The sequence below is a fragment of the Variovorax paradoxus genome, from assembly GCF_030815855.1.
In the GTDB taxonomy this organism is placed as follows: Bacteria; Pseudomonadota; Gammaproteobacteria; order Burkholderiales; family Burkholderiaceae_C; genus Variovorax; species Variovorax paradoxus_M.
Window position 1 is genome coordinate 681,337 of sequence record NZ_JAUSXG010000001.1, and the last position, 20,424, is coordinate 701,760.

General features: G+C 65.3%; 22 protein-coding genes and 1 pseudogene. 16 read left to right on the forward strand and 7 right to left on the reverse strand.

Annotated elements, in window-relative coordinates; translation table 11 throughout:
* Positions 1–126: 126 nt before the first annotated feature.
* Positions 127–630, reverse strand: a complete 504-nt coding sequence (locus QFZ42_RS03285) for a DinB family protein (protein ID WP_307699576.1) — start codon at positions 628–630, stop codon at positions 127–129.
* Between the two features lie 184 nt (positions 631–814).
* Between QFZ42_RS03285 and QFZ42_RS03290 the strand changes: the two genes are divergently transcribed.
* The 6 genes and pseudogenes from QFZ42_RS03290 to QFZ42_RS03315 all read left to right on the forward strand — a co-directional run bounded on the left by QFZ42_RS03290 (position 815) and on the right by QFZ42_RS03315 (position 5,925).
* The gene (locus QFZ42_RS03290) at positions 815–1,123 is read left to right on the forward strand and encodes a TetR/AcrR family transcriptional regulator (RefSeq protein WP_307699577.1); all 309 of its coding nucleotides are present in this window, start codon (positions 815–817) and stop codon (positions 1,121–1,123) included.
* Positions 1,124–1,165: 42 nt separating this feature from the next.
* Positions 1,166–2,128 (forward strand): annotated as a pseudogene (locus tag QFZ42_RS03295) (IS5 family transposase); the annotation flags it as partial.
* A complete protein-coding gene (locus tag QFZ42_RS03300) occupies positions 2,129–2,575 on the forward strand; it encodes a hypothetical protein (protein ID WP_307699578.1) in 447 nt (148 codons plus the stop codon). It abuts the pseudogene before it with no gap.
* A gap of 39 nt (positions 2,576–2,614) precedes the next feature.
* Positions 2,615–3,241 carry a DUF938 domain-containing protein gene (locus tag QFZ42_RS03305; RefSeq protein ID WP_307699579.1) on the forward strand — a complete coding sequence of 209 codons (627 nt, stop codon included), beginning with the start codon at positions 2,615–2,617 and terminating at the stop codon, positions 3,239–3,241.
* Positions 3,242–3,411: 170 nt separating this feature from the next.
* Entirely contained in the window at positions 3,412–5,034 is a 1,623-nt protein-coding gene (locus QFZ42_RS03310; protein WP_307699580.1) for a patatin-like phospholipase family protein, read from the forward strand.
* Between the two features lie 93 nt (positions 5,035–5,127).
* Positions 5,128–5,925 carry an SDR family NAD(P)-dependent oxidoreductase gene (locus tag QFZ42_RS03315; RefSeq protein WP_307699581.1) on the forward strand — a complete coding sequence of 266 codons (798 nt, stop codon included), beginning with the start codon at positions 5,128–5,130 and terminating at the stop codon, positions 5,923–5,925.
* 6 nt (positions 5,926–5,931) lie between these two features.
* On the opposite strand, the gene QFZ42_RS03320 is transcribed toward QFZ42_RS03315, so the two are convergent.
* Together QFZ42_RS03320 and QFZ42_RS03325 are read right to left on the reverse strand one after the other, a co-directional pair.
* Entirely contained in the window at positions 5,932–7,500 is a 1,569-nt protein-coding gene (locus QFZ42_RS03320) for a serine hydrolase domain-containing protein (RefSeq protein ID WP_307699582.1), read from the reverse strand.
* Positions 7,501–7,656: 156 nt separating this feature from the next.
* Complete coding sequence (locus QFZ42_RS03325; protein ID WP_307699583.1) at positions 7,657–8,460, reverse strand: extensin-like domain-containing protein; 804 nt, start codon at positions 8,458–8,460, stop codon at positions 7,657–7,659.
* Positions 8,461–8,563: 103 nt separating this feature from the next.
* On the opposite strand from QFZ42_RS03325, the gene QFZ42_RS03330 reads away from it, so the two are divergent.
* Positions 8,564–8,986 (forward strand): DUF1801 domain-containing protein, encoded by a 423-nt coding sequence (locus QFZ42_RS03330; RefSeq protein ID WP_307699584.1) that lies wholly within the window; start codon positions 8,564–8,566, stop codon positions 8,984–8,986.
* A gap of 24 nt (positions 8,987–9,010) precedes the next feature.
* On the opposite strand, the gene QFZ42_RS03335 is transcribed toward QFZ42_RS03330, so the two are convergent.
* Positions 9,011–9,385, reverse strand: a complete 375-nt coding sequence (locus QFZ42_RS03335) for an iron chaperone (RefSeq protein WP_307699585.1) — start codon at positions 9,383–9,385, stop codon at positions 9,011–9,013.
* A 161-nt stretch (positions 9,386–9,546) separates the two neighbouring features.
* Between QFZ42_RS03335 and QFZ42_RS03340 the strand changes: the two genes are divergently transcribed.
* The 8 genes from QFZ42_RS03340 (at position 9,547) to QFZ42_RS03375 (ending at position 16,700) form a co-directional block, all read left to right on the forward strand.
* Positions 9,547–10,062: a C40 family peptidase gene (locus QFZ42_RS03340; RefSeq protein WP_373423303.1), complete on the forward strand. Its 516-nt coding sequence runs from the start codon at positions 9,547–9,549 to the stop codon at positions 10,060–10,062.
* 111 nt (positions 10,063–10,173) lie between these two features.
* Positions 10,174–12,240 (forward strand): carbon starvation CstA family protein, encoded by a 2,067-nt coding sequence (locus QFZ42_RS03345; RefSeq protein ID WP_307699587.1) that lies wholly within the window; start codon positions 10,174–10,176, stop codon positions 12,238–12,240.
* Between the two features lie 7 nt (positions 12,241–12,247).
* Positions 12,248–12,454, forward strand: a complete 207-nt coding sequence (locus QFZ42_RS03350; protein ID WP_307699588.1) for a YbdD/YjiX family protein — start codon at positions 12,248–12,250, stop codon at positions 12,452–12,454.
* A gap of 97 nt (positions 12,455–12,551) precedes the next feature.
* Positions 12,552–13,355, forward strand: coding sequence for a class I SAM-dependent methyltransferase (locus QFZ42_RS03355; protein ID WP_307699589.1), 804 nt, complete (start codon positions 12,552–12,554; stop codon positions 13,353–13,355).
* A gap of 192 nt (positions 13,356–13,547) precedes the next feature.
* Positions 13,548–14,810: a glutamate carboxypeptidase gene (locus tag QFZ42_RS03360; RefSeq protein ID WP_307699590.1), complete on the forward strand. Its 1,263-nt coding sequence runs from the start codon at positions 13,548–13,550 to the stop codon at positions 14,808–14,810.
* Between the two features lie 119 nt (positions 14,811–14,929).
* Positions 14,930–15,349 carry a sel1 repeat family protein gene (locus QFZ42_RS03365; protein ID WP_307699591.1) on the forward strand — a complete coding sequence of 140 codons (420 nt, stop codon included), beginning with the start codon at positions 14,930–14,932 and terminating at the stop codon, positions 15,347–15,349.
* A gap of 141 nt (positions 15,350–15,490) precedes the next feature.
* On the forward strand, positions 15,491–15,832 hold the full coding sequence (locus QFZ42_RS03370; RefSeq protein ID WP_307699592.1) for a DUF1161 domain-containing protein: 342 nt from the start codon (positions 15,491–15,493) through the stop codon (positions 15,830–15,832).
* 34 nt (positions 15,833–15,866) lie between these two features.
* The gene (locus QFZ42_RS03375) at positions 15,867–16,700 is read left to right on the forward strand and encodes an alpha/beta hydrolase (protein ID WP_307699593.1); all 834 of its coding nucleotides are present in this window, start codon (positions 15,867–15,869) and stop codon (positions 16,698–16,700) included.
* A 68-nt stretch (positions 16,701–16,768) separates the two neighbouring features.
* Here the strand turns inward: QFZ42_RS03375 and QFZ42_RS03380 are convergent, their stop codons facing one another.
* Positions 16,769–17,689, reverse strand: coding sequence for a DMT family transporter (locus QFZ42_RS03380; RefSeq protein ID WP_307699594.1), 921 nt, complete (start codon positions 17,687–17,689; stop codon positions 16,769–16,771).
* A 2-nt stretch (positions 17,690–17,691) separates the two neighbouring features.
* Positions 17,692–18,564: an NAD(P)-dependent oxidoreductase gene (locus QFZ42_RS03385; RefSeq protein WP_307699595.1), complete on the reverse strand. Its 873-nt coding sequence runs from the start codon at positions 18,562–18,564 to the stop codon at positions 17,692–17,694.
* Positions 18,565–18,688: 124 nt separating this feature from the next.
* On the opposite strand from QFZ42_RS03385, the gene QFZ42_RS03390 reads away from it, so the two are divergent.
* Complete coding sequence (locus QFZ42_RS03390; protein ID WP_307699596.1) at positions 18,689–19,576, forward strand: LysR family transcriptional regulator; 888 nt, start codon at positions 18,689–18,691, stop codon at positions 19,574–19,576.
* A gap of 9 nt (positions 19,577–19,585) precedes the next feature.
* On the opposite strand, the gene QFZ42_RS03395 is transcribed toward QFZ42_RS03390, so the two are convergent.
* A complete protein-coding gene (locus QFZ42_RS03395; RefSeq protein WP_307699597.1) occupies positions 19,586–20,416 on the reverse strand; it encodes an urease accessory protein UreD in 831 nt (276 codons plus the stop codon).
* Positions 20,417–20,424: the final 8 nt, after the last annotated feature.

Genomic DNA, 20,424 nt, shown 5'->3' on the forward strand with positions numbered 1-20,424 from the left:
CTCGATACGCAGGGTTACATATCGGCTCGTTCAAGCACTGCCATGCGTGATGGTGCTTCCCGGCCCGCGCGGAAGGCTGCATCGGCAGGCCTGGAGCGTGCTTCAGTCACCCGCCGGCCCCCAGTTTCAGGCTGGAACTCGCCCTCTCGCAGACGCTTCCGCCTCATGCAGATACGTCGTGAAGCCATCCTTGGCCGGGGGAGCTGAGTTGAGCAGCATCACTGCGCTGATCTGTCCTCGATGACCTGCTCCGTGGGTGACGACATGCATGAGCATCTCCTCGCGGGACATACGCCCCGGTGCGCCGTCGGTGAATGCGAAATCGATTCGTTCGGTCAATTGGCCAAGGTCGAGCGTCGACACATAGTCGATGTATTCCTGGTCGCTTCTTCTGAGATCAATAGATAGATATTCCAGTGTCGGCATCTCACCCAGATTGGCCGATGGGTACGCGTGAGCTTCTCGCTTGACATGCGCGGCGAATATCCGGTCGACCACATAGGTGTGGCTCAAAGCCTTGATGGCCAATGCGGTGATCGGGGAGTTGTCGCCAAGCCGGGCAAGCGCGGTCAATAGGTGGTCGTTCGCCCACGCTTTGTATCTGAAGAGGCGATGCAATGTGTTGTCCACGTTGTGGATCTCCTGGAGTGTTTGCGCGCTACAGATCTCACATGCAAGATGTTGCGCGAACCTTGCACGTCAGCCAAGAATATGAGCGATTATTCGCTTTTTCTACTCGCATTGGCGGCACCAGAAAATGGCGCGAAAACCAGCTATCAAGCCCAGGAAAATCGCGACTCAGGAGCGATCGCGCGTGACGGTCGAAAACCTGATCGAGGCAACTGCTCGCATTCTGGTCAAGGAAGGCTTCGACAAGGCGAGCACCAATCGCATTGCGGAGGTTGCGGGGGTAAGCATCGGTTCGCTCTATCAATATTTCCCCAGCAAGGAGGCGCTTGTCGCCGCCGTGGTCGAGCGCCACCAACAGCAGATCATGCAAACGGTGCGAAGCGAGTTGACGCGGGTATCGACCCAGCCGCTGGACGTGGCAATGCGCAAATTCGTCGCGGTCGCGGTTAAGGAACGTCTGATCAAGTCCACCGATAGACGGTCTGAACGTTGATCACGCATGCTGAAGGAGCGCCAAAGATGAGCCAGATCAGTTTTTTCGGATGCTGAGCATGCGGGCAAGAGGAAGAAGACACGCCGGGAAGTCTTCCTTGCCGAGATGGAACTGGTGGTGCCTTGGAAGGCCCTGCTCAAAGTCATCGAGCCGCACTACCCTGTGGCAGGCCGCGGACGCCGGCCGTATCCGCTCGAGGCGATGCTCCGCGTGCACCTGATGCAGAACTGGTTCGCGCTGAGCGATCCGGCGATGGAGGAAGCCCTGTACGAGATCGCCTCGCTGCGCGCGTTCGCGGGCCTGGGGATGGAGTCGGTTCCCGACGAGACGACGATCCTGAACTTCCGCCACCTGCTGGAGGCCAGCGATTTGGCCGAGGACATCTTCAAGCAGGTCAATGCCCACCTGGCCAAGAAGGGGCTGCTTCTGAAGAGAGGCTCCATCGTGGACGCCACGATCATCGCGGCACCCAGTTCGACCAAGAACGAGAGCGGGCAGCGAGACCCGGAGATGCACCAGACGAAGAAGGGCAACCAGTGGCACTTCGGGATGAAGGCGCACATCGGCGTGGACGCGGACTCGGGGCTGGTGCACACGGTGACGACCACGGCGGCCAATGAGGCCGACGTGGAGCAGGTGAGCGACCTGCTGCATGGCAAAGAGGACGCGGTGTGGGCCGACTCGGGCTATCGCGGAGCACAGAGCCGAGTGGAGCGCAGCGTGCAATGGCACATTGCAGGGCGCCCCAGCGACATGGCGAAGATGCCGGAGGGCCGGGCCAAGACCAGAGCGCGCAAGCAGGAATATCAAAAGGCCAGCATCCGGGCGAAGGTGGAGCACCCGTTCCGGGTGATCAAGCGGCAGTTCGGCCTTGCGAAGGTGAGGTTCAAGGGGCTGGCCAAGAACACGGCGCATGTGATCACGCTGTTTGCGTTGTCGAATCTGTGGATGGCCAGAAGGCAACTGATTGCGATGATGGGACAGGTGCGTCCGCAGACGGCGTGAATGGGCCGCAAAGGCTCTCAAACGCATGGCATGCCCACTGCAACGAGCCTTCGCGCGCAGCGGGACAGCAAGCACACTCGTCCTCAAGCCAATTTGCGACTTGATCAGACGTTCCTTAAAGCGCATCGTCTCGATCCGAAATTGCATCGAGTGCTCGCGGAGCAGATTCCGCGCGTGGGAAAACTCGAGAAGCTGGAAACCTTCAGTCGTGAAAATTTCAGTCTGTTCAGGGCCTATCTCGAAGGAGCCCGGAACGAAATCGGCGTCGATGACCTGGAGCTCGCATCGTTTGTCTGTGTCACCACGATCGAAGCATTGACGCATAACGCGGTGCTGCATCATTCCAAAGTGCTGAGCGACGATCCGATGGAGGCGCTCATCGACGAGAGTGCACGTCTCGTGACCGGGTATCTCAAAGGCTGGCGCGCAAGCACTCCGACGCGCTGATACGCTCCAAGCCACACCAACCCAATCGAAGCAACTCGAATGACCGATCTCCCGCACAGTCCCGCCGCCGACCGCAACAAGCAGCCCATCCTCGATGCACTGCTTCGCATCCTCGGCGCGCGTGGCGCCGCCCTGGAGATCGCATCGGGCACAGGCCAGCACGCCGCCTGGTTCGCGGCAGCCATGCCCCAATGGACCTGGCAGCCCACCGACGCAGACGCGCGCATGCTCCCCGCACTCGCAAGCCGGGTCGCGGAAATTGCACTGCCCAATCTCCGCCCGCCACTCCTGCTCGACGTGATGGCGCCTCAATGGCCATCGCAGGGTCCGGCGTTCTCTCAAAAGGCCGAAGACAAGTTCGACGCGATCTATTGCGCCAACATGCTGCACATCGCGCCTTGGGCCACGTGCGCCGCGCTGATGCAAGGGGCCGCGCGGCATCTGCTTCCTGGCGGGGTGCTGGTCACGTACGGGCCTTACTTCGAAGAAGGTGTTCCGCCGGCGCCGAGCAACCTGGCATTCGACGAAGACTTGCGCGCTCGCAATTCCGCTTGGGGCATACGCCGCCTGGAAGATGCGGCGGCAGAGGCGCGCCGAGCAGGCCTCGCATTGCGCGAACGGCATGCGATGCCCGCGAACAACCTGCTGCTGGTCTTCGGCCTCTAGCGCGCCACGCGGACGCGAGCTTTCTTATCCATCGCGGCATCACTTTTTCGATACGCACCGTTTGGGGTTACGCCGTTCTGCTGAACGGGATTCCACTCGTAGACGATTCATCTTCCTGCCAATGACACTCCGTCCCCTGTCGGGACGTATTCATTCACCAGGAGTCTGCCGTGGATCCCAATCAACCCGTGTTCACTATCGTCTCGTTCGTAGGCGGCGGCATTCGTGGCCTTTTGTCCGCGACGATTCTCCAGCGGCTGGCCAACGTCAGAGGGGGCGTGGTACTGAGCAACACCAGTCTTCTGGCCGGTTGCTCGACGGGGTCCATCATCACCAGCGAGTTGCTGGCAAACAGGACGCCTGGAGATCTCATCGATCTGTTCAAGGGCGGAGAGATTTCGTTCTACAACAGGATGAACGCCGATCCGAGTAAGCCCGCATACCCGATCGACGAGGTTCTTGCCTCGCAGGTCAAGCTGCACGGCGACACCACGGTGGCAAACGCCGGGCGCAACGTGCTCTTCGTGTCGTTCAATGTCGGCGGGCTCGAGACGCAAAGCGATGGCCGCGTTGTGCCCAAGCCCTGGGACACGCTCATGTTCACGAACATGCTCAAGACGGAGCGGGACAAGAGAGACGGGCTCGACGGAAACAGCGACACGCCGATTGCCGTGGCCGCATCGTCCAGCGGCGCGATGCCCGGGCAGCTGGGCTCGCTGCAGGGCAATGTCGACGGCGCGTTTTTCAACCACGATCCGACGGTCGCTGCCATCGCGCTGGCCGTGCGCAGCGGCGTGGCGCTGGAGAACATCGTGGCCATCACCATCGGCACGGGTCTGATGCCTGACTGGATTGCCACCGATACGCACGCGTGGGGCGCCCACCAATGGATGAACGGCGCGGGCAATCCGTTCGACAACACGCCGCCGTTCCTCATGAACCAGTCGCAGCCCTCGCCGGTGCTCGACATGTGCCTGAGCGGCACATCCGCCGAGATGATGCCGCGCCTGGCCAAGATGCTGCTGGGCGACCGCTACGTGAACATCAACCCGACGCTGCCGTGCTTCATTCCGGAAAATTCGACCAACTCGCAGGCGCTCGATCTGCTGGAGCGCCACGGCCAGACGGTGAACATCGACGAGGCGACGGCACTGATCGAAAAATACTGGCCGTACACGGAGGGCGTGCAGGCCAAGCCTGCGGCCAAGGACAGTGCGAAGCCGAGCGCTCTCGCATCGTCGTCATCATCATCGAAGGCCACCGCGCGCGGTGCCTCCGCGCCGGCATCCACGCCCGGACACGGCGAGTTCTTCTACATCCAGCGCAAGCTCTCCCCGAACGATGTGCTGGATGTGTGGGGAACCACGCCCAACTCGCAAGTGGTGGCGCGCGCCAAGCAGGCGGGCGCTCCCAGCCAGCAATGGCAGTTCATTCCTTCCGTGGAAAACCCGGGGTGGTACTTTCTGCAGACGGCGATGAATCCCGAGCGCGTCATGACGCTCCAGGACTCGGAACTGCCGCACCCGTCGATCGTCGCGGACGTCAAGCAACCCGCGCTTCTCTCGCGCCAGCTCTGGTGCCTGATCTCGACAGCGGAGATCGGCTGGTGGTTCATCCAGAGCAAGAGCCAAGCCTTGGAGGTGGTCGACAGCCCCAACCTCAACGCCTACGTTCCCACGGTGATCGGCGCCGCGGACGAAGGCGGCGACACGATTGCGGTGGGCACCGCGCTCGACTATCTCGCGTTCGAGCCGCAGGCCTGGGGCTTCGTGCGCTTGACGGCCCCTCGGTGACGTGAGCTGCGCCGCACGGCCACCTCGGTGGTGGGCCGTGGGCGGCGGGCGCACAATTCCGTGAGTGTCACTTTGCCCACGGCAGAAACTTCCATGACTGAGCTCTCCACTTCCCCTCGCGTCGCAGTCGTCACTGGCGGCGCGCGCGGCATCGGCCTGGCCATCGGCCATTGGTTCCTGGCGCACGGCTACAACGTCGCGCTGCTCGACATCGATGGCGTCACGCTCGATCAAACCGTGGCCGACCTGGCTCAGCCCGAGAGGGTGCTCGGCGTGCACTGCGACGTGTCGAATTCGTCGCAGGTCGACGCTGCCGCGAAAGCCGTGGTCGAGCGCTTCGGGCAGGTCGATGCGCTGGTCAACAACGCGGGCGTGGCGGTGTTCAAGCCGGCGCTCGACATCTCGTTCGAAGAATGGCGCGCGGTGCTTGGCACCAATCTCGACGGTGCGTTCCTGTGCACGCAGGCGTTCGGCAAGCTGATGGTCGAGCGCGGGCGCGGGGCGGTGGTGAACATCGCCTCCATCTCGGGGCTGCGCGCGAGCACGTTGCGTGTCGCCTATGGCACCAGCAAGGCGGCACTCATTCACTTGACCAAGCAATACGCGGTCGAACTGGGCAATGCCGGCGTGCGCGTGAACGTGATCGCGCCGGGGCCGGTGGAGACCGAGATGGCCAAGCTCGTCCACAGCACGGCGATCCGCTCCGACTACTACGACACCATCCCGCTGGGCCGCTACGGCACGACGGAAGAAATGGCCAACGCGGTGGGCTTTCTGTGCAGCGACGAGGCCAGCTTCATCAACGGCCAGGTGCTCGCGGTGGACGGCGGCTTCGATGCCGCTGGCGTTGGCTTGCCGACCTTGCGCAGGGGCGGCAAGCCCGCGTCCTGAATCCTGTCAGCGCACGCGGGGCACCGCGGCCGTGAGCAGCGCCAGTGCCTGGTTCAGCGTCGATCCCGCGAACCGCTCGCCCTTGGAATGCCCGATCCGCACCACGATGAGATCGTGCGACGGAATCACCAGCACGAACTGGCCTCCGGCGCCGAGCATGTAATAGGCCGAGGTCGGCATTGCCAGCGAGCTCATCCCGTTGATCCAGAAAAAGCCGCCGTAGATCGGCCGCTTGTCCGCCGCCCAGGCGGGCGCAACGCTGCTCACGAAATTGACAAAACCTTCGGGAAGAATGCGCTCGCCGTTCCACACGCCGTCTTGCAGGTAGAGATTGCCCAGTCGGGCCCAGTCGCGCGCCGACATGAAGTCGTAGCCCTGCGTCAGAAAGTTGCCGTAGGGGTCGGTCTCGATCACCATCGAGCGGATGCCGATCTTGTCGAACAGCGCGCGCTGCGGAAACGAGAGGTACTCCTCGCCGCGCTTTTCCACCGCAAGGCGCACCAGGTAGTTGGCCAGCACCGGGTCGGTGTTGCGGTAGCGGCCCACGGCGCCGGGTGGCCATTGCTGCGGCCGCGTGGCAGCGTAGTTGAACGCGTTGATCCGGCCCGTGTAGTAGTAGATGTGGTCGGGATAGGTGCCGTTGGGGTCGAAGTCGGGATCGTCCGGCGCCTTGATGCGCAGCCCGCTCGACATCTGCAGGATGTCGGAGATCTTGATCTGCTGCCGCCCATCGCCAGCGCCTTGCCACTCGGCAATCGGCGCCGGCTGGTCGAGCTTGTAGTCGCCCCGCTTGATGAGCACGCCCATCATCGTGGCCACGACGCTCTTGCCCATCGACCACGATTCGAGCGGTGTCGTTGCGCCGATGCCGTTCATGTAGCGCTCCGCAACGATGCGCCCTTTGTGCGTGACCACGAAGGCCGAGGTGTAGGCCTCCGGCGTGCCGAACGCAGCTTCGACGGCCTGGTTCACCTTGGCCATGTTGACTTCGGACGGCGGCGCGTCGCCCGGCAGCACGTCGCCCATCGGCCAGGGTTGCGTCGCCGGGTCGGGCAGCGTGGTCTTGACCTCGACGGGCATGAAGAACACATCGTCCCTGCCGGCCGGGAGCGTGACGCAGCCCTGCGAGCCGAAATGGCGCGCCACCAGCGTCGGCCCGTTGGGAATCGAGATGCGAACCTCTTTCTTCACGCGGTCGACCACGGGCTTGCCGACGTTCTTGCGCTGCTCGTACGGCCCCACGAAGTAGCCGAGGCTTTCAGCGGCAACGTCGGGGTCGATGCCCGTGATGAACACTGCCGAGCACATCGTCTTGGCATAGCCCGAAGTGTTGTGCTCCAGCACGTTGCCGGGAGGCGGCACGTAGGGCGTGTTCAGTTCGAGCGCCCGTGCCCGGGCAATGAGCGCTTCGCGTTCGGGCAACTGCGCCGTGGTGGGCGGGGGTGGTGCCACCGGAACACCGACGACTCCGCCGCCTCCACCCCCGCCGCCGCCGCCGCCGCAAGAGGCCAGCGCGGCTGCCAGGCTCAGGGCCGCGGCGGTCGTGACAAGGGAACGGCGGAACGAGCAATTCATTGGCGGTCCTTCGAAAGCGTCGCGATGGGAGCGTTGGTTTGCATTGTGCAAACTTCGACACCGGCGGGATTGTGTGTGAATCCCATGCGGCCGCCTAGCGCTTTTCAAGACGCGCGCAGGCGATGTAGCTCCAAGGTTCTCATCCCGCACACACCGCTAGCGGCACATGTCGTACCCGCCGGTTTCCAGGTGAAGGTGGTCCCGGTGCGCGGCGTTGTAGTCGGGGCCGAGCACACCATTGAAATAGCGGCAGGCACCGCGGTGTGCATCGAGCAGCAGCAGGGCGGCGGGGTCGTTCGTGCTGCTTGCCGCATCGGCCGCACCGCTGCGAGGCCAGGCCTGCAGCACCGTGATGCGACGGCCGTCGGCCAACGTCAGGGCTGCCACGTCGAGCGCATCGGCTGTCGCATGCCGGCTGCGCGACGCGCCCGGCACGGTGCCTTCGCCGCGATTCACGTTGCGGCAGGCATAGCTGCCGAGGTGATCGATGGCCGCCACCGGTTGGCCGAAGCGCTGCATGGCGGCCGGCTGCAGCGCGTGCCTCTCCCACATGAAGAAGGACAGCGCCATCGGGCAACTGAGCGAAGGCGCCGTGCCCAGACGCACGCCGGCCGAGCGCAGCCTGACGGCGTTCTGGAAGCCGCAGCCCGGCGCGGTGACGCGGTCGGGCAGCAGGTCGTATTGCATGCCGGTTTGCGCGAGCGCCGCAAGGCAGCGCGCCGGCTCGGTGCGGGCTCGCGAAAGCCTGAAGCCGGTCAGCCAGTTCGGCGGCGCCATCACGTCGAGCGGCGCCCATGGATTGAAGCGCTCCGGAATCTCGACCCTGCCGGTCGCGACGGCCCACGCACCCACGGCAAGCGCGGCGAGCACGGCGCAGAGCGCGGCCAGGCCGAGCCAGCGCTTGCGGCGCGAAGGCGTCGGCTTTGCCGGATCGGGAATGCGGCGGGAGGGCTCGAGCATGTTTTCATCGTGCCACACGGCACCCTTTGCATTGCCCTGGAGCATGGCTATCCTCCACGGGCATTGCAGTTGAAGCAGGCGCTTGAATTTTCAGGAAGAGAACATGAAAAAAACGGACGCGATCCAGGACCAGCCGGCATCGGAGCTCATCTCGAAACGAATCGCCGAGCTCGGGGGCTGGCGCGGGGAAGCGCTGGGCCGAATGCGCAAGCTCATCCAGCAAGCAGACCCGGGCGTCGTCGAAGAGGTGAAGTGGATGGGCACGCCGGTGTGGTCGCACGACGGCATCATCTGCACCGGCGAGTCCTACAAGGACAAGGTGAAGCTCACCTTCGCAAAGGGCGCCTCTTTGAAAGATCCGGCCGGTCTCTTCAACTCGAGTCTCGATGGCAACGTGCGCCGCGCGATCGACATCTTCGAAGGACAAGAAGTCGATGAATCCGCCTTCAAGGCGCTGGTCCGCGAAGCGGTCGCGCTCAACAGCTCGGGCAAATCGAAAGCTTCGGCGAAGAAGGCGAAAGCCTGAAGGGCTGCTGCTCGAAAAACGGGGCTACCAGAAAGCGTCGTCCTTACGGTCACGTACGACGCGGACGCGGTGCTCGGCAATCTTGCGAATCAGGTCTTCCGGCAGGGGCACGTCGTAGGGAACCTGAAGGTAGTTCTTGGTTGTCTTGTGCTTTGCCAGCTCCTGGCGAAATACCTGCAACCCCGCTTCCGTGGGCGCGAAGCTGAGGTGCGCCTTGTGCGCGGAGAAAGCAAACAGGAACCGGGGCTCTACGAAGAAAGGGGTTCCCCATTTGATCGCTTCCTCGGCGTCCGGCGCCACGCTCTTGAGGATGGCGTGCACCCGGCGCAGATGCGGTTGGCCCTCGGGTGGGGCAGCGCGGATGTATTCGTCGATCGTGGCGGGACGGTTGATTGCCATTTTCTGTTGCCTCCGTTGCTTGCGCGGGCGTGCACGCATGCATGCATGCATGTTGTTGCACACCTCATCTTGCCATCGGGCACAGCCGCTGCATCTTTCCGCCTACCAATCGCGTTAGAGTCTGGCGACGTCCACAAGCCCCGCCATTGCCAATGCCAAACTTGCAAGACGCCTCCATGCCCACGCCACGCCGCCGCATGCCGTTGCTGCTCCGGCTGCTCCCCATCGGCGCCTGCCTGCTGGCGCTGGGCTGCGCGAGCCCACGAGCGCCGCCATCGTCGTCCACATACAGCACCTCGCCGCTGACGACCGAACAATCGAATGGCGTTGCGATCCATGCACTGGGCCTGGTTGGCACGCCGTACCGCTATGGCGGCAACACGCCCGAAGGCGGGTTCGATTGCAGCGGCCTCATCGGCTACGTGTACAGAAACAACGCGGGCCAGGCCATGCCGCGCACGGTGGCGAGCTTGGCCGGGTTCGGCCGCCCTGTGCCGGCGTCCGACATCCGCTCGGGCGACCTGGTGCTCTTCGGCGCGTCCACGCCGTCGCATGCGGGCATCTATGTCGGCGCGGGGCAGTTCGTGCATGCGCCATCGACCGGCGGCGAAGTGCGGCTCGATCGGCTCGACGGCGCCTATTGGTCGCGCCAGCCGATGCAGGCGCGCCGGCTCTGAATTCGGGTTTTCCATTACGCAAAGCCACGCACGCGGCCCGCGCGGTCCGACGGATGCGGGTTCGAGGCGGGCGGGGAACACTCCCGGGTTCAATACCGAGGAGACATTCCCATGCACAGCATCCGCCGCCACCTGGTGTGGCTCGCCGTGGCCGTGCTCGGCGCATTCGCGCTGGGCACCGTCGCCCTGACGCGCGGTGAAAGCGTCAACGCCCTGTGGGTGGTGACCGCCGCAATCTGCACCTACCTGATCGCCTACCGCTACTACAGCCTGTTCATCGCCGAGAAGGTGCTGGTGCTCGATGGCAACCGCAAGACGCCGGCGCACCGCCACAACGACGGGCTCGACTACGTGCCGACCGACAAGAACGTGCTGTTCGGCCACCACTTCGCGGCCATTGCGGGCGCGGGCCCGCTGGTGGGCCCGGTGCTTGCGGCGCAGATGGGCTACCTGCCCGGGCTCTTGTGGGTGCTGGCGGGCGTGGTGTTCGCGGGCGCGGTGCAAGACTTCATCATTCTCTTCATCTCCACGCGGCGCGACGGCCGCTCGCTCGGCGACCTCGTCAAGCAGGAGATGGGCACGGTGCCCGGAATGATCGCGCTCTTCGGCACCTTCATGATCATGATCATCATCCTTGCCGTGCTGGCGCTGATCGTGGTGAAGGCGCTGGCCGAATCGCCGTGGGGCACCTTCACGGTCGCGGCCACCATTCCGGTGGCGCTGTTCATGGGCGTGTACCTGCGTTTCATTCGCCCGGGGCGCATCGGCGAGGTGTCGCTGATCGGCTTCGTGCTGCTGATGCTTGCCATCTTCGGCGGCCAGGCCGTGAGCCAGAACCCCGCATGGGCGCCGCTCTTCACCTTCGACGGCAAGGCGCTCACGTGGATGCTCGTGGGCTACGGCTTCGTGGCCGCGAGCCTGCCGGTGTGGCTGCTGCTGGCGCCGCGCGACTACCTGTCGACCTTCCTGAAGATCGGCACCATCATCGCGCTGGCGTTGGGCATCGTGTTCGTCATGCCCACGCTGCAGATGCCCGCGCTCACGCAGTTTGCGAACGGCAGCGGGCCGGTGTGGTCGGGCAGCATGTTCCCGTTCCTGTTCATCACCATCGCCTGCGGCGCGGTGTCGGGCTTTCATGCGCTGATCTCCTCGGGCACCACGCCCAAGATGCTCGACAACGAACGCCATGCGCGCTTCATCGGCTACGGCGGCATGCTGGCCGAATCGTTCGTGGCGGTGATGGCGCTGGTGGCGGCCTCGTGCATCGAGCCGGGCATCTACTTTGCGATGAACAGCCCGGCCGCGCTGGTGGGCAGCACGGTGCAGCAGGCGGCGCAAACCATCTCGAGCTGGGGCTTCGTGGTCACGCCCGAGATGCTGGTGCAAACCGCCAAGGACGTGGGCGAGAGCACCATTCTCGGCCGCGCGGGCGGTGCGCCGACCCTGGCCGTGGGCATGGCCCACATCCTTCACCAGGTGATCGGCGGGCAGGCCATGATGGCCTTCTGGTATCACTTCGCGATTCTGTTCGAGGCACTCTTCATCCTGACGGCCGTGGACGCCGGCACGCGCGCGGGCCGCTTCATGCTGCAAGACTTGCTGGGCAGCTTCGTGCCCGCGCTCAAGCGTACCGATTCGCTGCCGGCCAACCTGATCGCCACCGCGCTGTGCGTGGCGGCCTGGGGCTACTTCCTGTACCAGGGCGTGGTCGATCCGCTGGGCGGCATCAACACGCTGTGGCCGCTCTTCGGCATCTCCAACCAGATGCTGGCCGCGGTGGCGTTGCTGCTCGGTGTGGTGGTGCTGTTCCGCATGAAGCGCGAGCGCTACGCCTGGGTAGCGATTGCGCCGGCCGCATGGCTGCTGGCGTGCACGCTCACCGCGGGCTGGCAGAAGATTTTCTCGCCCGACCCGAAGATCGGTTTTCTCTCGCACGCAGCCAGGTACGCCGAAGGCCTGGCCAACGGCGTGCTGGTGGCGCCGGCCAAGACGCCCGAAGCCATGTCGCGCATCGTCTTCAACGACCGGCTCGACGCTGCGCTCTGCGCGCTCTTCATGTTCGTGGTGCTGAGCGTGCTGGTGTACAGCATCAAGGCCTGCCTCGCGGCGCGCGCGGCCAACCGGCCCACAGCGCAAGAGACGCCGTTCGAGCCGCTGGCCGCATCGGCCGCGCGCTGAGCAAACCATGGGGCTCGCATTGCCCGAAGCCGGGCGCTACTTTGCCCGTTCGCTCAAGCAGTCGCTGCGGCTCATGGTCGGGCTGCCCGACTACGACGCCTACCTGAGCCACATGGCGGCCACCCACCCGGACCAGCCGCCGATGAGCTACGAGGCCTTCTTTCGCGAGCGGCTCGAGGCGCGCTACGGCGGCGGCAAGGGACGCTGCTGCTAGGGCCATGCCGGCCGTACGGGATTCGGCTTTCAAGACCGGAGCTTCAGGAATACAGTCCGCCCACGCCCGCACGTTCGCGAGCGGCTTGGGGGACACCATGAGCCAGGATCCGTTCGCAGAGTTCAAGAAGCGGCAGCGGGACATGTGGTCGAGCTTTGCGCCGACGGCCACGTTCACGCCTCCCGTCGCGGGGCACCTCGTGAAGTTCGCGCGCATCAAACCGGGCGAAACCGTTCTCGATGTCGGCACGGGCACCGGCGTCGTGGCCATCACCGCCGCGCGAAGCGGTGCGAAGGTCACGGGCCTGGACCTCACGCCTGAGCTGCTGGAGGTGGCCCGCGAGAACGCGCGCATCGCCAGGCATGAAGAAATCGTGTGGACCGAGGGCGATGCCGAGCAGCTTCCCTATGCCGATGCATCGTTCGACGTGGTGCTCAGCCAGTTCGGCCACATGTTCGCGCCGCGCCCCGAGGTGGCGATCGCGGAGATGCGCCGCGTGCTGAAGCCCGGCGGGCAGGTGGCGTTCGCCACCTGGCCGCCCGAGCACTTCGTGGGGCGCATGTTCGCCTTCGTCGGGCGCAATTCGCCGCCGCCGCCCGCGGGCGCCTCGCCGCCGCCGTTGTGGGGCAATCCCGCCACCGTGGCCGAGCGGCTCGGGGCGAGCTTCGATGCGCCGTTCTTCGATCGCGGCGTCATGGCGTACCCGGCCCTCAGCGTCGAACATTTCCGGCTGTTCATCGAGCGCTCGGTCGGGCCGGTGCAAAAGCTGGTGGAGAGCCTTGCGGGCGATCCGCAGAAGCTTGAGTTGCTGCGCGCCGAGTTCGAAGCGCTGGCGGCGCCTTACCACTTCGACAACGTCTTGCATCAGGACTACCTGTTGACGCGCGCGCACGCGCGCTGAGCTGTCGTCCCCGCGCATCGGCCGTGTTCGCCGGCCTCGCTGCGCTCTTCGCCGACGCGGCCTTCCACCAGCGCAAGGCCGATGCCACATTCAGGCTTGACCCGCGCGGAACGCGGGTGATAGCCTGCGGCGCCCGCGACCAGCGGGCGTCTTTCCGCCGGGGACACCCGGACAAACAACAGAACGGACCTCATGACTCTGCACAAGCGCCTCCCCTTCACGAAACCCGCGCCGCTGCGCGCCGCCTGCCACGGCGTGGTGCTGGCCTGCGCACTGATCGCCGGCAATGCCATGGCCCAGAAGCCGCACCAGGGCGCGCTGGACGCGGCCACGCAGCAGAAGGAAGAGGCGCTGAAGCTGCTGGAGCGCATGGTCAACATCGACTCCGGCTCGGCCAGCACCGAAGGGCTCGACAAGGTCCGCGCAATTGCCGTCGAAGAGCTGCACAAGCTCGGCGCGCGCATCGAGACCTTTCCCGCCGAGCCGCATCCCGGCACCAACGTGGTCGCCACGCTCACGGGGCAGGGCAAGAAGAAGATACTGATCCTTGCTCACATCGACACCGTGTTCAAGGAAGGCACGGCCGCGGCCAAGCCGTTCTACATCAAGGACGGGCGCGCCTACGGCCCCGGCGTGATGGACAACAAGGGCGGCGTGGTGGCCGGGCTCCAGGCCTTGAAGATCCTGCAGAAGATCGGCTTCAAGGACTATGGGCAGATCACCTTCCTCATCGACACGAACGAAGAGGTGGGCTCGGTCGGCACCAGCGCGCTCATCGAGCGCGTGGCCAAGCAGCACGACGTGGCGCTCAACCTGGAGCCGGGCCGTCCCGCCGACGGCCTCGTGGTGGAGCGCAAGGGCTCGGCCACGGCCCTCATCGAGGTGAAGGGCCTGGCCTCGCATGCGGGCGTCGCGCCCGAGGCGGGCCGCAACGCGGCGATGGAGGTGGCGCACCAGGTGCTGCAATTGTCGAAGACGGGCGATGCGGCGAAGAAGACCACGGTGAACTTCACGGTGCTCACAGCCAACGGGCCGACCAACGTGATTCCCGCCACTGCGAGCGCCAAGGGCGACGTGCGCGCCGCCACGCCCGAGGAGCTCGACCGCGTCGAGAAGGACCTCGCACGCATCTCGCAGAACAAGCTGATTCCCGACACCGAAGTGCGCGTGCGCCTCATCCGCGGCCTGCCGCCGATGCCGCGCTCGCCTGCATCGGACAAGCTCGTCGCCATGGCCGAGGGCATCTACGCCGAGATCGGCAAGAAGCTCACCATCGAAAGCAGCGGCGGCGCGGCCGACGCGAGCCTGGTGGCGGGCGTGGGCGTGCCGGTGCTCGACGGCTTCGGCATCGTGGGCGGCGGCATCCACACGCCGGAGGAATATGCCGAAGTCGAGAGCGTGGTGCCGCGGCTCTATCTGCTGTCGCGCATGTTGATGGACCTGAGCGCGAACTGAAGCTTCGGCAGGCGGCGGGCTCAGGCGCCGCCTGAGTCTTCCTGTGTGAAATCCCGTTTCTTTTTGCAAGCGCTTGCTGCCACGATGCCTCCACGCAAAACAACTGGTGGAGAACATCGATGGCATCCGAACTGAATCAAATCGCAAGCTGGTCGCTGCGCTGGCGCATCGTCCTCGCGAGCGGGCTGTGCCTGATGGCGGCGCTCTCGGCGGCGCAGCCGCCAGATACGAATGTCGTCCTGCATGCCGAACAGCGCTTTCAGCTCGCGCTCGAAGCGCAGACCGCTCGCGACTACCGCACCATGCTCGACGAGCTTCGGCAAGCCGCCGGGGAGGGCAGCGCCGAGGCGCAGGAGATGCTGGGCATGGTGCTGCTGGCGGGCCCGACGCTTTACGGCCCCGAGATTCAAGCAGACCGTTGCGAGGCCCGCGGATGGATGCTTCGGGCTGCGTCGCAGGGCAGCGATATGGCGAAGACCCAACTCACTTTCCTGAACCGGCTGCGCCAATCTCCGGCCGGAAGAAACACCTGCGAATGAGCGCGCCCATGAGTCTGCGTGCCGGCGGCCGTGACCTGCGGTTACCAGTGCGTGTGCGAGGATGCTTCTTCCGGGAATGGCGGGCTAGACTCCTGGCTCACCAAACCCTCGCTACCCTCGGTACGAGACAGACTCATCATCATGAAACTCTGGTTGATTTCCATCGCGCTTGCTTCGGCGGGCGCGGCCCATGCCGCAGCTGAAAACTGCGAAGCCCTGCGCACCCAGATCGAATCGAAGATCGCTGCGTCCGGCGTCACGCGGTTCACGGTCACCACCGTCGACGCCAATGCCGAGGCAAGCGGCCAGGTGGTGGGCAGTTGCGAGCTCGGCAGCAAGAAGATCGTCTATCAGCGCGAAGGCGCACCTGCGCCGGATGCGGCCTCGCCCGGCACCCCCTCGGCCCCGCGCGCGGGTGGCGAACGCATCTTGACCGAGTGCAAGGACGGCACGGTTTCCGTCGGCGGCGACTGCAAGAAGTAGCCGCCTGGCGCAGAGCCTTCTCCCGGAGCAAACCTTGTCATCCAAAGCCTTCCGCATTGCACTCTCGGCTTCGGCCGCCGCCATCGGCGGCATCGCGGCGTACTGGACTCTCTTGGCCACGCGCCAGGGACATATCCTGTTCGACGTCCGAAAGCTTCCCGTCGTTCATTTGTCCGACGATTTCTCCACCTACTCTCACACCGTGCCGGGCGGCATGGTGCGCGGGTATGTCTATCACCCGCACGGCGAAGAGGCGCTGCAGGACCTGTTCATCTACTTCGCGGGGCGTGGCGAAGACGTGCGCGCTACCGCGCAGGCGCTGCACTGGCTGCCGGAGGGCTTCGGGTTTGCCGCAATCAACTACCGGGGCGTGGCCGATTCACAGGGCCATCCGTCCGAGATCGCATCGGTTGCCGACGCCATGCAGTTTGCCCGGCACTTGCGCAAGGCTTTTCCGCAGGCGCGCCTGCACGTGGTCGGCCGGAGCCTGGGAACGGGCGTGGCCATCCAGCTCGTGGCGCAGCAGGAGTTCTCGAGCCTGCAGCTGGTCACGCCCTACGATTCGATGCTCGAAGTGGCGAAGAAGCGTTTTCCGCTCGTTCCGCTGGCGCTGCTGCTGCGGCACCGGTTCGATTCGCTGACGCACTGCAAGGAAGTCGCCGCGAAGACACAGGTGCTGCTGGCCGAGCGGGACGAGGTGGTGCTGCCCGAGCGCTCGCAGAAGCTCATCGCAGCCTGGCCCACGCCCGTCAGCGTGCAGACCGTTCCCGCTTCCGACCACCACAGCATCATGGGCCTCGAAGCGACCTGGCTCCACCTGGTCGACTTCGCGCTGACGGCGATTCTTCCCGAGCCGGTGGCCGCCTGATCTGCGGGAGGTGCCGTCACCCGGCGCCCAGGACCACCTTTGCGTGCGCAGCCACATGGTAAACCCGGTCACGCGGCAGGTGTTCGCACAACGAGTGCGACACCGCCCATCACCAGGGCGATACCGGCCATGGTGAGCCAGGCCGGTATCTCCTTGAGAAACAGTGCGCCGATCAAGACGGCGAGCACCGGCGCGAGGGCGCCAAAAAAAGCCGCCCTCGGCGCGCCGAGCCGGCGCACGGCCTCGGTGTAGAAGTACATCCCGAGGATCGCGACCAGAATGCCTTGCGCGATCACCTGGAACCCGACGGCTACCGGCGGCGCAGTGAAGATGTTCGGCGTGAACCAGAAGAAGTAGACCGGTGCGAACAGCACGGCGGAGCACACGTTCACCAGCGCCGTTGCGTGCCATGGGCTGATGCCGGAGCGGCGCTGGGCAATGGTGAAGCTTGCAAAGCAGAAGCCTGCAAACAGGAACAGCAGATCGCCTCGCCACTCCCCGGCCGCACGGTTGGCAAGGAGCGCGTAGCCGCCGATACAAAGCACACCAGCGAGCACGACCGCCATGCCTCCGAGTTGCCGGCGGGTGAACTTCTCGCCGAACAGAATGCCGGACAACACCGCCACCCAGATCGGCATCGTTCCGATCATGAGCGTGGCGACATGCGATGCGGGCGCGAACTGCATGCCCACCGAGCCGAGCATCATGAAAGGCACGCCCGCGCCCAGCACCATCACCAGCAACCGCACGATGCCGATCTGCGCGATGCCAAGGCCCTTTCGGGCGAGGATGGGCCACAGGAGCAATGCCGAAACACCGAAGCGCAGGAACGTCACGTCATGCGGCCCGAGGGTGGTGGTTACGGCAAATCGCGTGGCCACCGACCAGCTCGACCAGATCAGCGCGACCGCAAGACCGCACACCATGCCCAGGGCCAGCGAGTGCCGCCCCGCGGACCCTGCCAGCACGACGGAAGGAACTGCAGACATGGCTACCTGCCCCTGCGCAGGATCTTGATGATGCCGATGGCGTCGTCCTGCGCTTGCCCGGCCCGCATGGCCTCCGAAAACAGCGAACGGTTGGCCGTGGAAATCGGAAGCCACAGGCCGCGTTGCTCGGCCTCGTCGCACACCAGTCCGATGTCCTTGGCGACATGGCGGATCGGCGCCTGCTGGGCAAAGTCATTCGACACGAGCTTGGCGGCTTTCGAGCGCAGCACGTCGTTGGCCAAGGGACCGGCCTGCGCCATGTCGAGAAACTGCTGCACGTCGAGGCCGATGCCTGCAGCGAAGTGCGTCGCTTCGGAAATCGCCTCGAAGCAGGCAATCAGCAGCAGCTGATTGGCCAGCTTCATGCGCATGGCCATGGGAACCGGGCCGCAACGAACGGTCTTCTTTCCGATCGCGTCGAACAGCGGCTGGACGTCGTCGATGTACTGCTGCTCGGCGGCCGACGCCAGGATCACGAGCTGCGCCGTCTCGGCGGGTTGCTTGGAGCCCGAAACCGGCGCTTCGATGTAGCGGGCTCCTACCGCCGCGAGGCTCGTGCCCAGCGCCGTCGAGTACGCCGGTGCCACGGTGGCCATCAGCACGATGGTGCGGCCCCTCACGGGCGCGGCGATCGCACCCTCCGAGGAACGATCCAGAACCTGGTCCACCTCCGCATGGCTCGGGACCATGAGGATGACGGTTTCCGACGCCTCGAAGACCTGGCCCGGCGTGTCGGCGACTTCGATGCCCAAGGGGCGCAGTACGTCGCAGCGAGCGGGTGTTCGGCTGTAGACCGTGACGCTGTGCCCGGCCTTCCTGAGATTCTTCGCCATGGGTTCTCCCATGACGCCAACACCGATAAGCCCGATTTTCATGATGATCTGTTGGTATTCCTGATTCAGGAACCATTGCCTTGTTGAAGTTGCAAAGAACTCTAAAGAGAATGTGCTCGGCAAAGAAACGACAAATACAGAACGAACAGTTCAGCGAAGGCGATGCATGGAGTTCTCGGATCTGCAGATTTTTCGGACCGTGGTCCAGGCCGGCGGTGTGGTGCGGGCAGCGGAGGTCCTGCATCGGGCACAGTCGAGCGTGACGGCTCGCATCAAGGTCCTGGAAGAAAAGCTGGGTGTCCAGCTGTTCCTGCGCGAGGGACGCCGAATGCAACTCACGCCCCACGGCAAGATACTTGTCGGCTACGCCGACCGCATGCTCGACTTGGCCAAGGAAGCGACCAACGCCATCAAGTCGGATCGGCCCACCGGTGTGCTACGCCTCGGCGCGATGGAAAGCACGGCCGCGGCCCGTCTGCCCGAGCCGCTCGGCCGCTTCCATGAACGCTACCCCGAAGTGGCGTTGGAACTCTTCTCGGGCGATCCCCTCGACTTGGTCAGGCAGGTTCTTTGCTCCGAACTGGATGCGGCGCTCATCGCAGACCCCACCTCCGACCCTCGGCTGGAATCCATCGAGATCTATGACGAGGAACTCGTGATCGTCGCGGAAGCCAGGCACGCACGCATCTCGTCGCCGAAGGACCTGCCGTCGAAGACGATCCTTGCCTTTCATCCAGGCTGCCCGCATCGCAAGAGACTCGAGGACTGGTTCCTGCGCGGCCGCGTCGCGCCCGGCCGAATCGTGGAGGCCGGTTCCTACCACCTGATTCTTGGCTGTGTCGCTGTCGGCATGGGCATCGCGCTGGTGCCGCACAGCGTGCTCGACAGCTACGCAGAGCGCGATCGCCTGAGCGTCCACAGGCTGCATTCGAAATTCGGCCACGCCAAGACAAGGTTGGTGTGGCTCAAGGAAGCCCCTCAGACCAAGATACTCGCGCTGTCGGCCGTCCTGCTGGAAAGCCACGCCGCGCGACAGGGCACACCGGCGGCGTAGCGTCTGGCGCTAAGTCGCCCAGATGCGCGGCGAGCTCGCCGGCAACTGCCACAACTCCGCGCGCCACGCCTGCCATACCTGCCGCAGCAGCTGCATTGCGGGCTCGACCACCGGTGCGAGCACGCGCAGCACGACGATCTCCGCATGCGGACTCGTCGCGCCCGCGCTCTCCTGCAGGCCGCGCGCGTCGATAGCTTCGCGCGCGAGCGCAAGCAGCGCCTCGCGCCGTGCCCGCGTGGCCGGCGTGCCCGCCACGAAGAACAGCGATGCGATACAGCGATGCCCGCCGAAGCCCAGCGGGCTTTGCAGCAGCCGCTGGTCGGCCGCATCGATGCGCCCGCGCTCCAGCCAGACACCCGGTGCTTCGATGTGCTGCAGATAGGTGCCGCGTTCGAACGGCTGATTCGCGTTCGGCAGCCCGAGCGCCGTCACGTCCCACCCGATCAACTCGGCGCCCGGTTCGGCCTCGATGGTGAGCCGGTTCTCGGCCCGGCACCCGCTATAGCAGATGGCCTCCAGCGGCAGCCACTCGAGCCGCGCACCCTTCGCTAGCCGGATGCGCGTGCGCTGCAGCGCCAATTCGCCTTCGGAGCGGTAGAAGCGCGAAGCGCCCGGCGTGGTGATCAGCCCGTGGCTACCGTCCGCCGCCTCGATGTCGATGTCGAGCGTGTCGCCGCCCACCAGCCCGCCCGGCGGATGCACCAGCACGTTGTGGCAGATCGCATCGCCCTCGGGGTACAGGCTCTGCAGGATGCGCAGCGGCCCGTCGTGGCGAAAACGCGCAACGCTGCGGGCGGATTCCTGTCGGTAGTCGAGATGAAGATGGGCGTGCCAGGGCATCCGTGGAG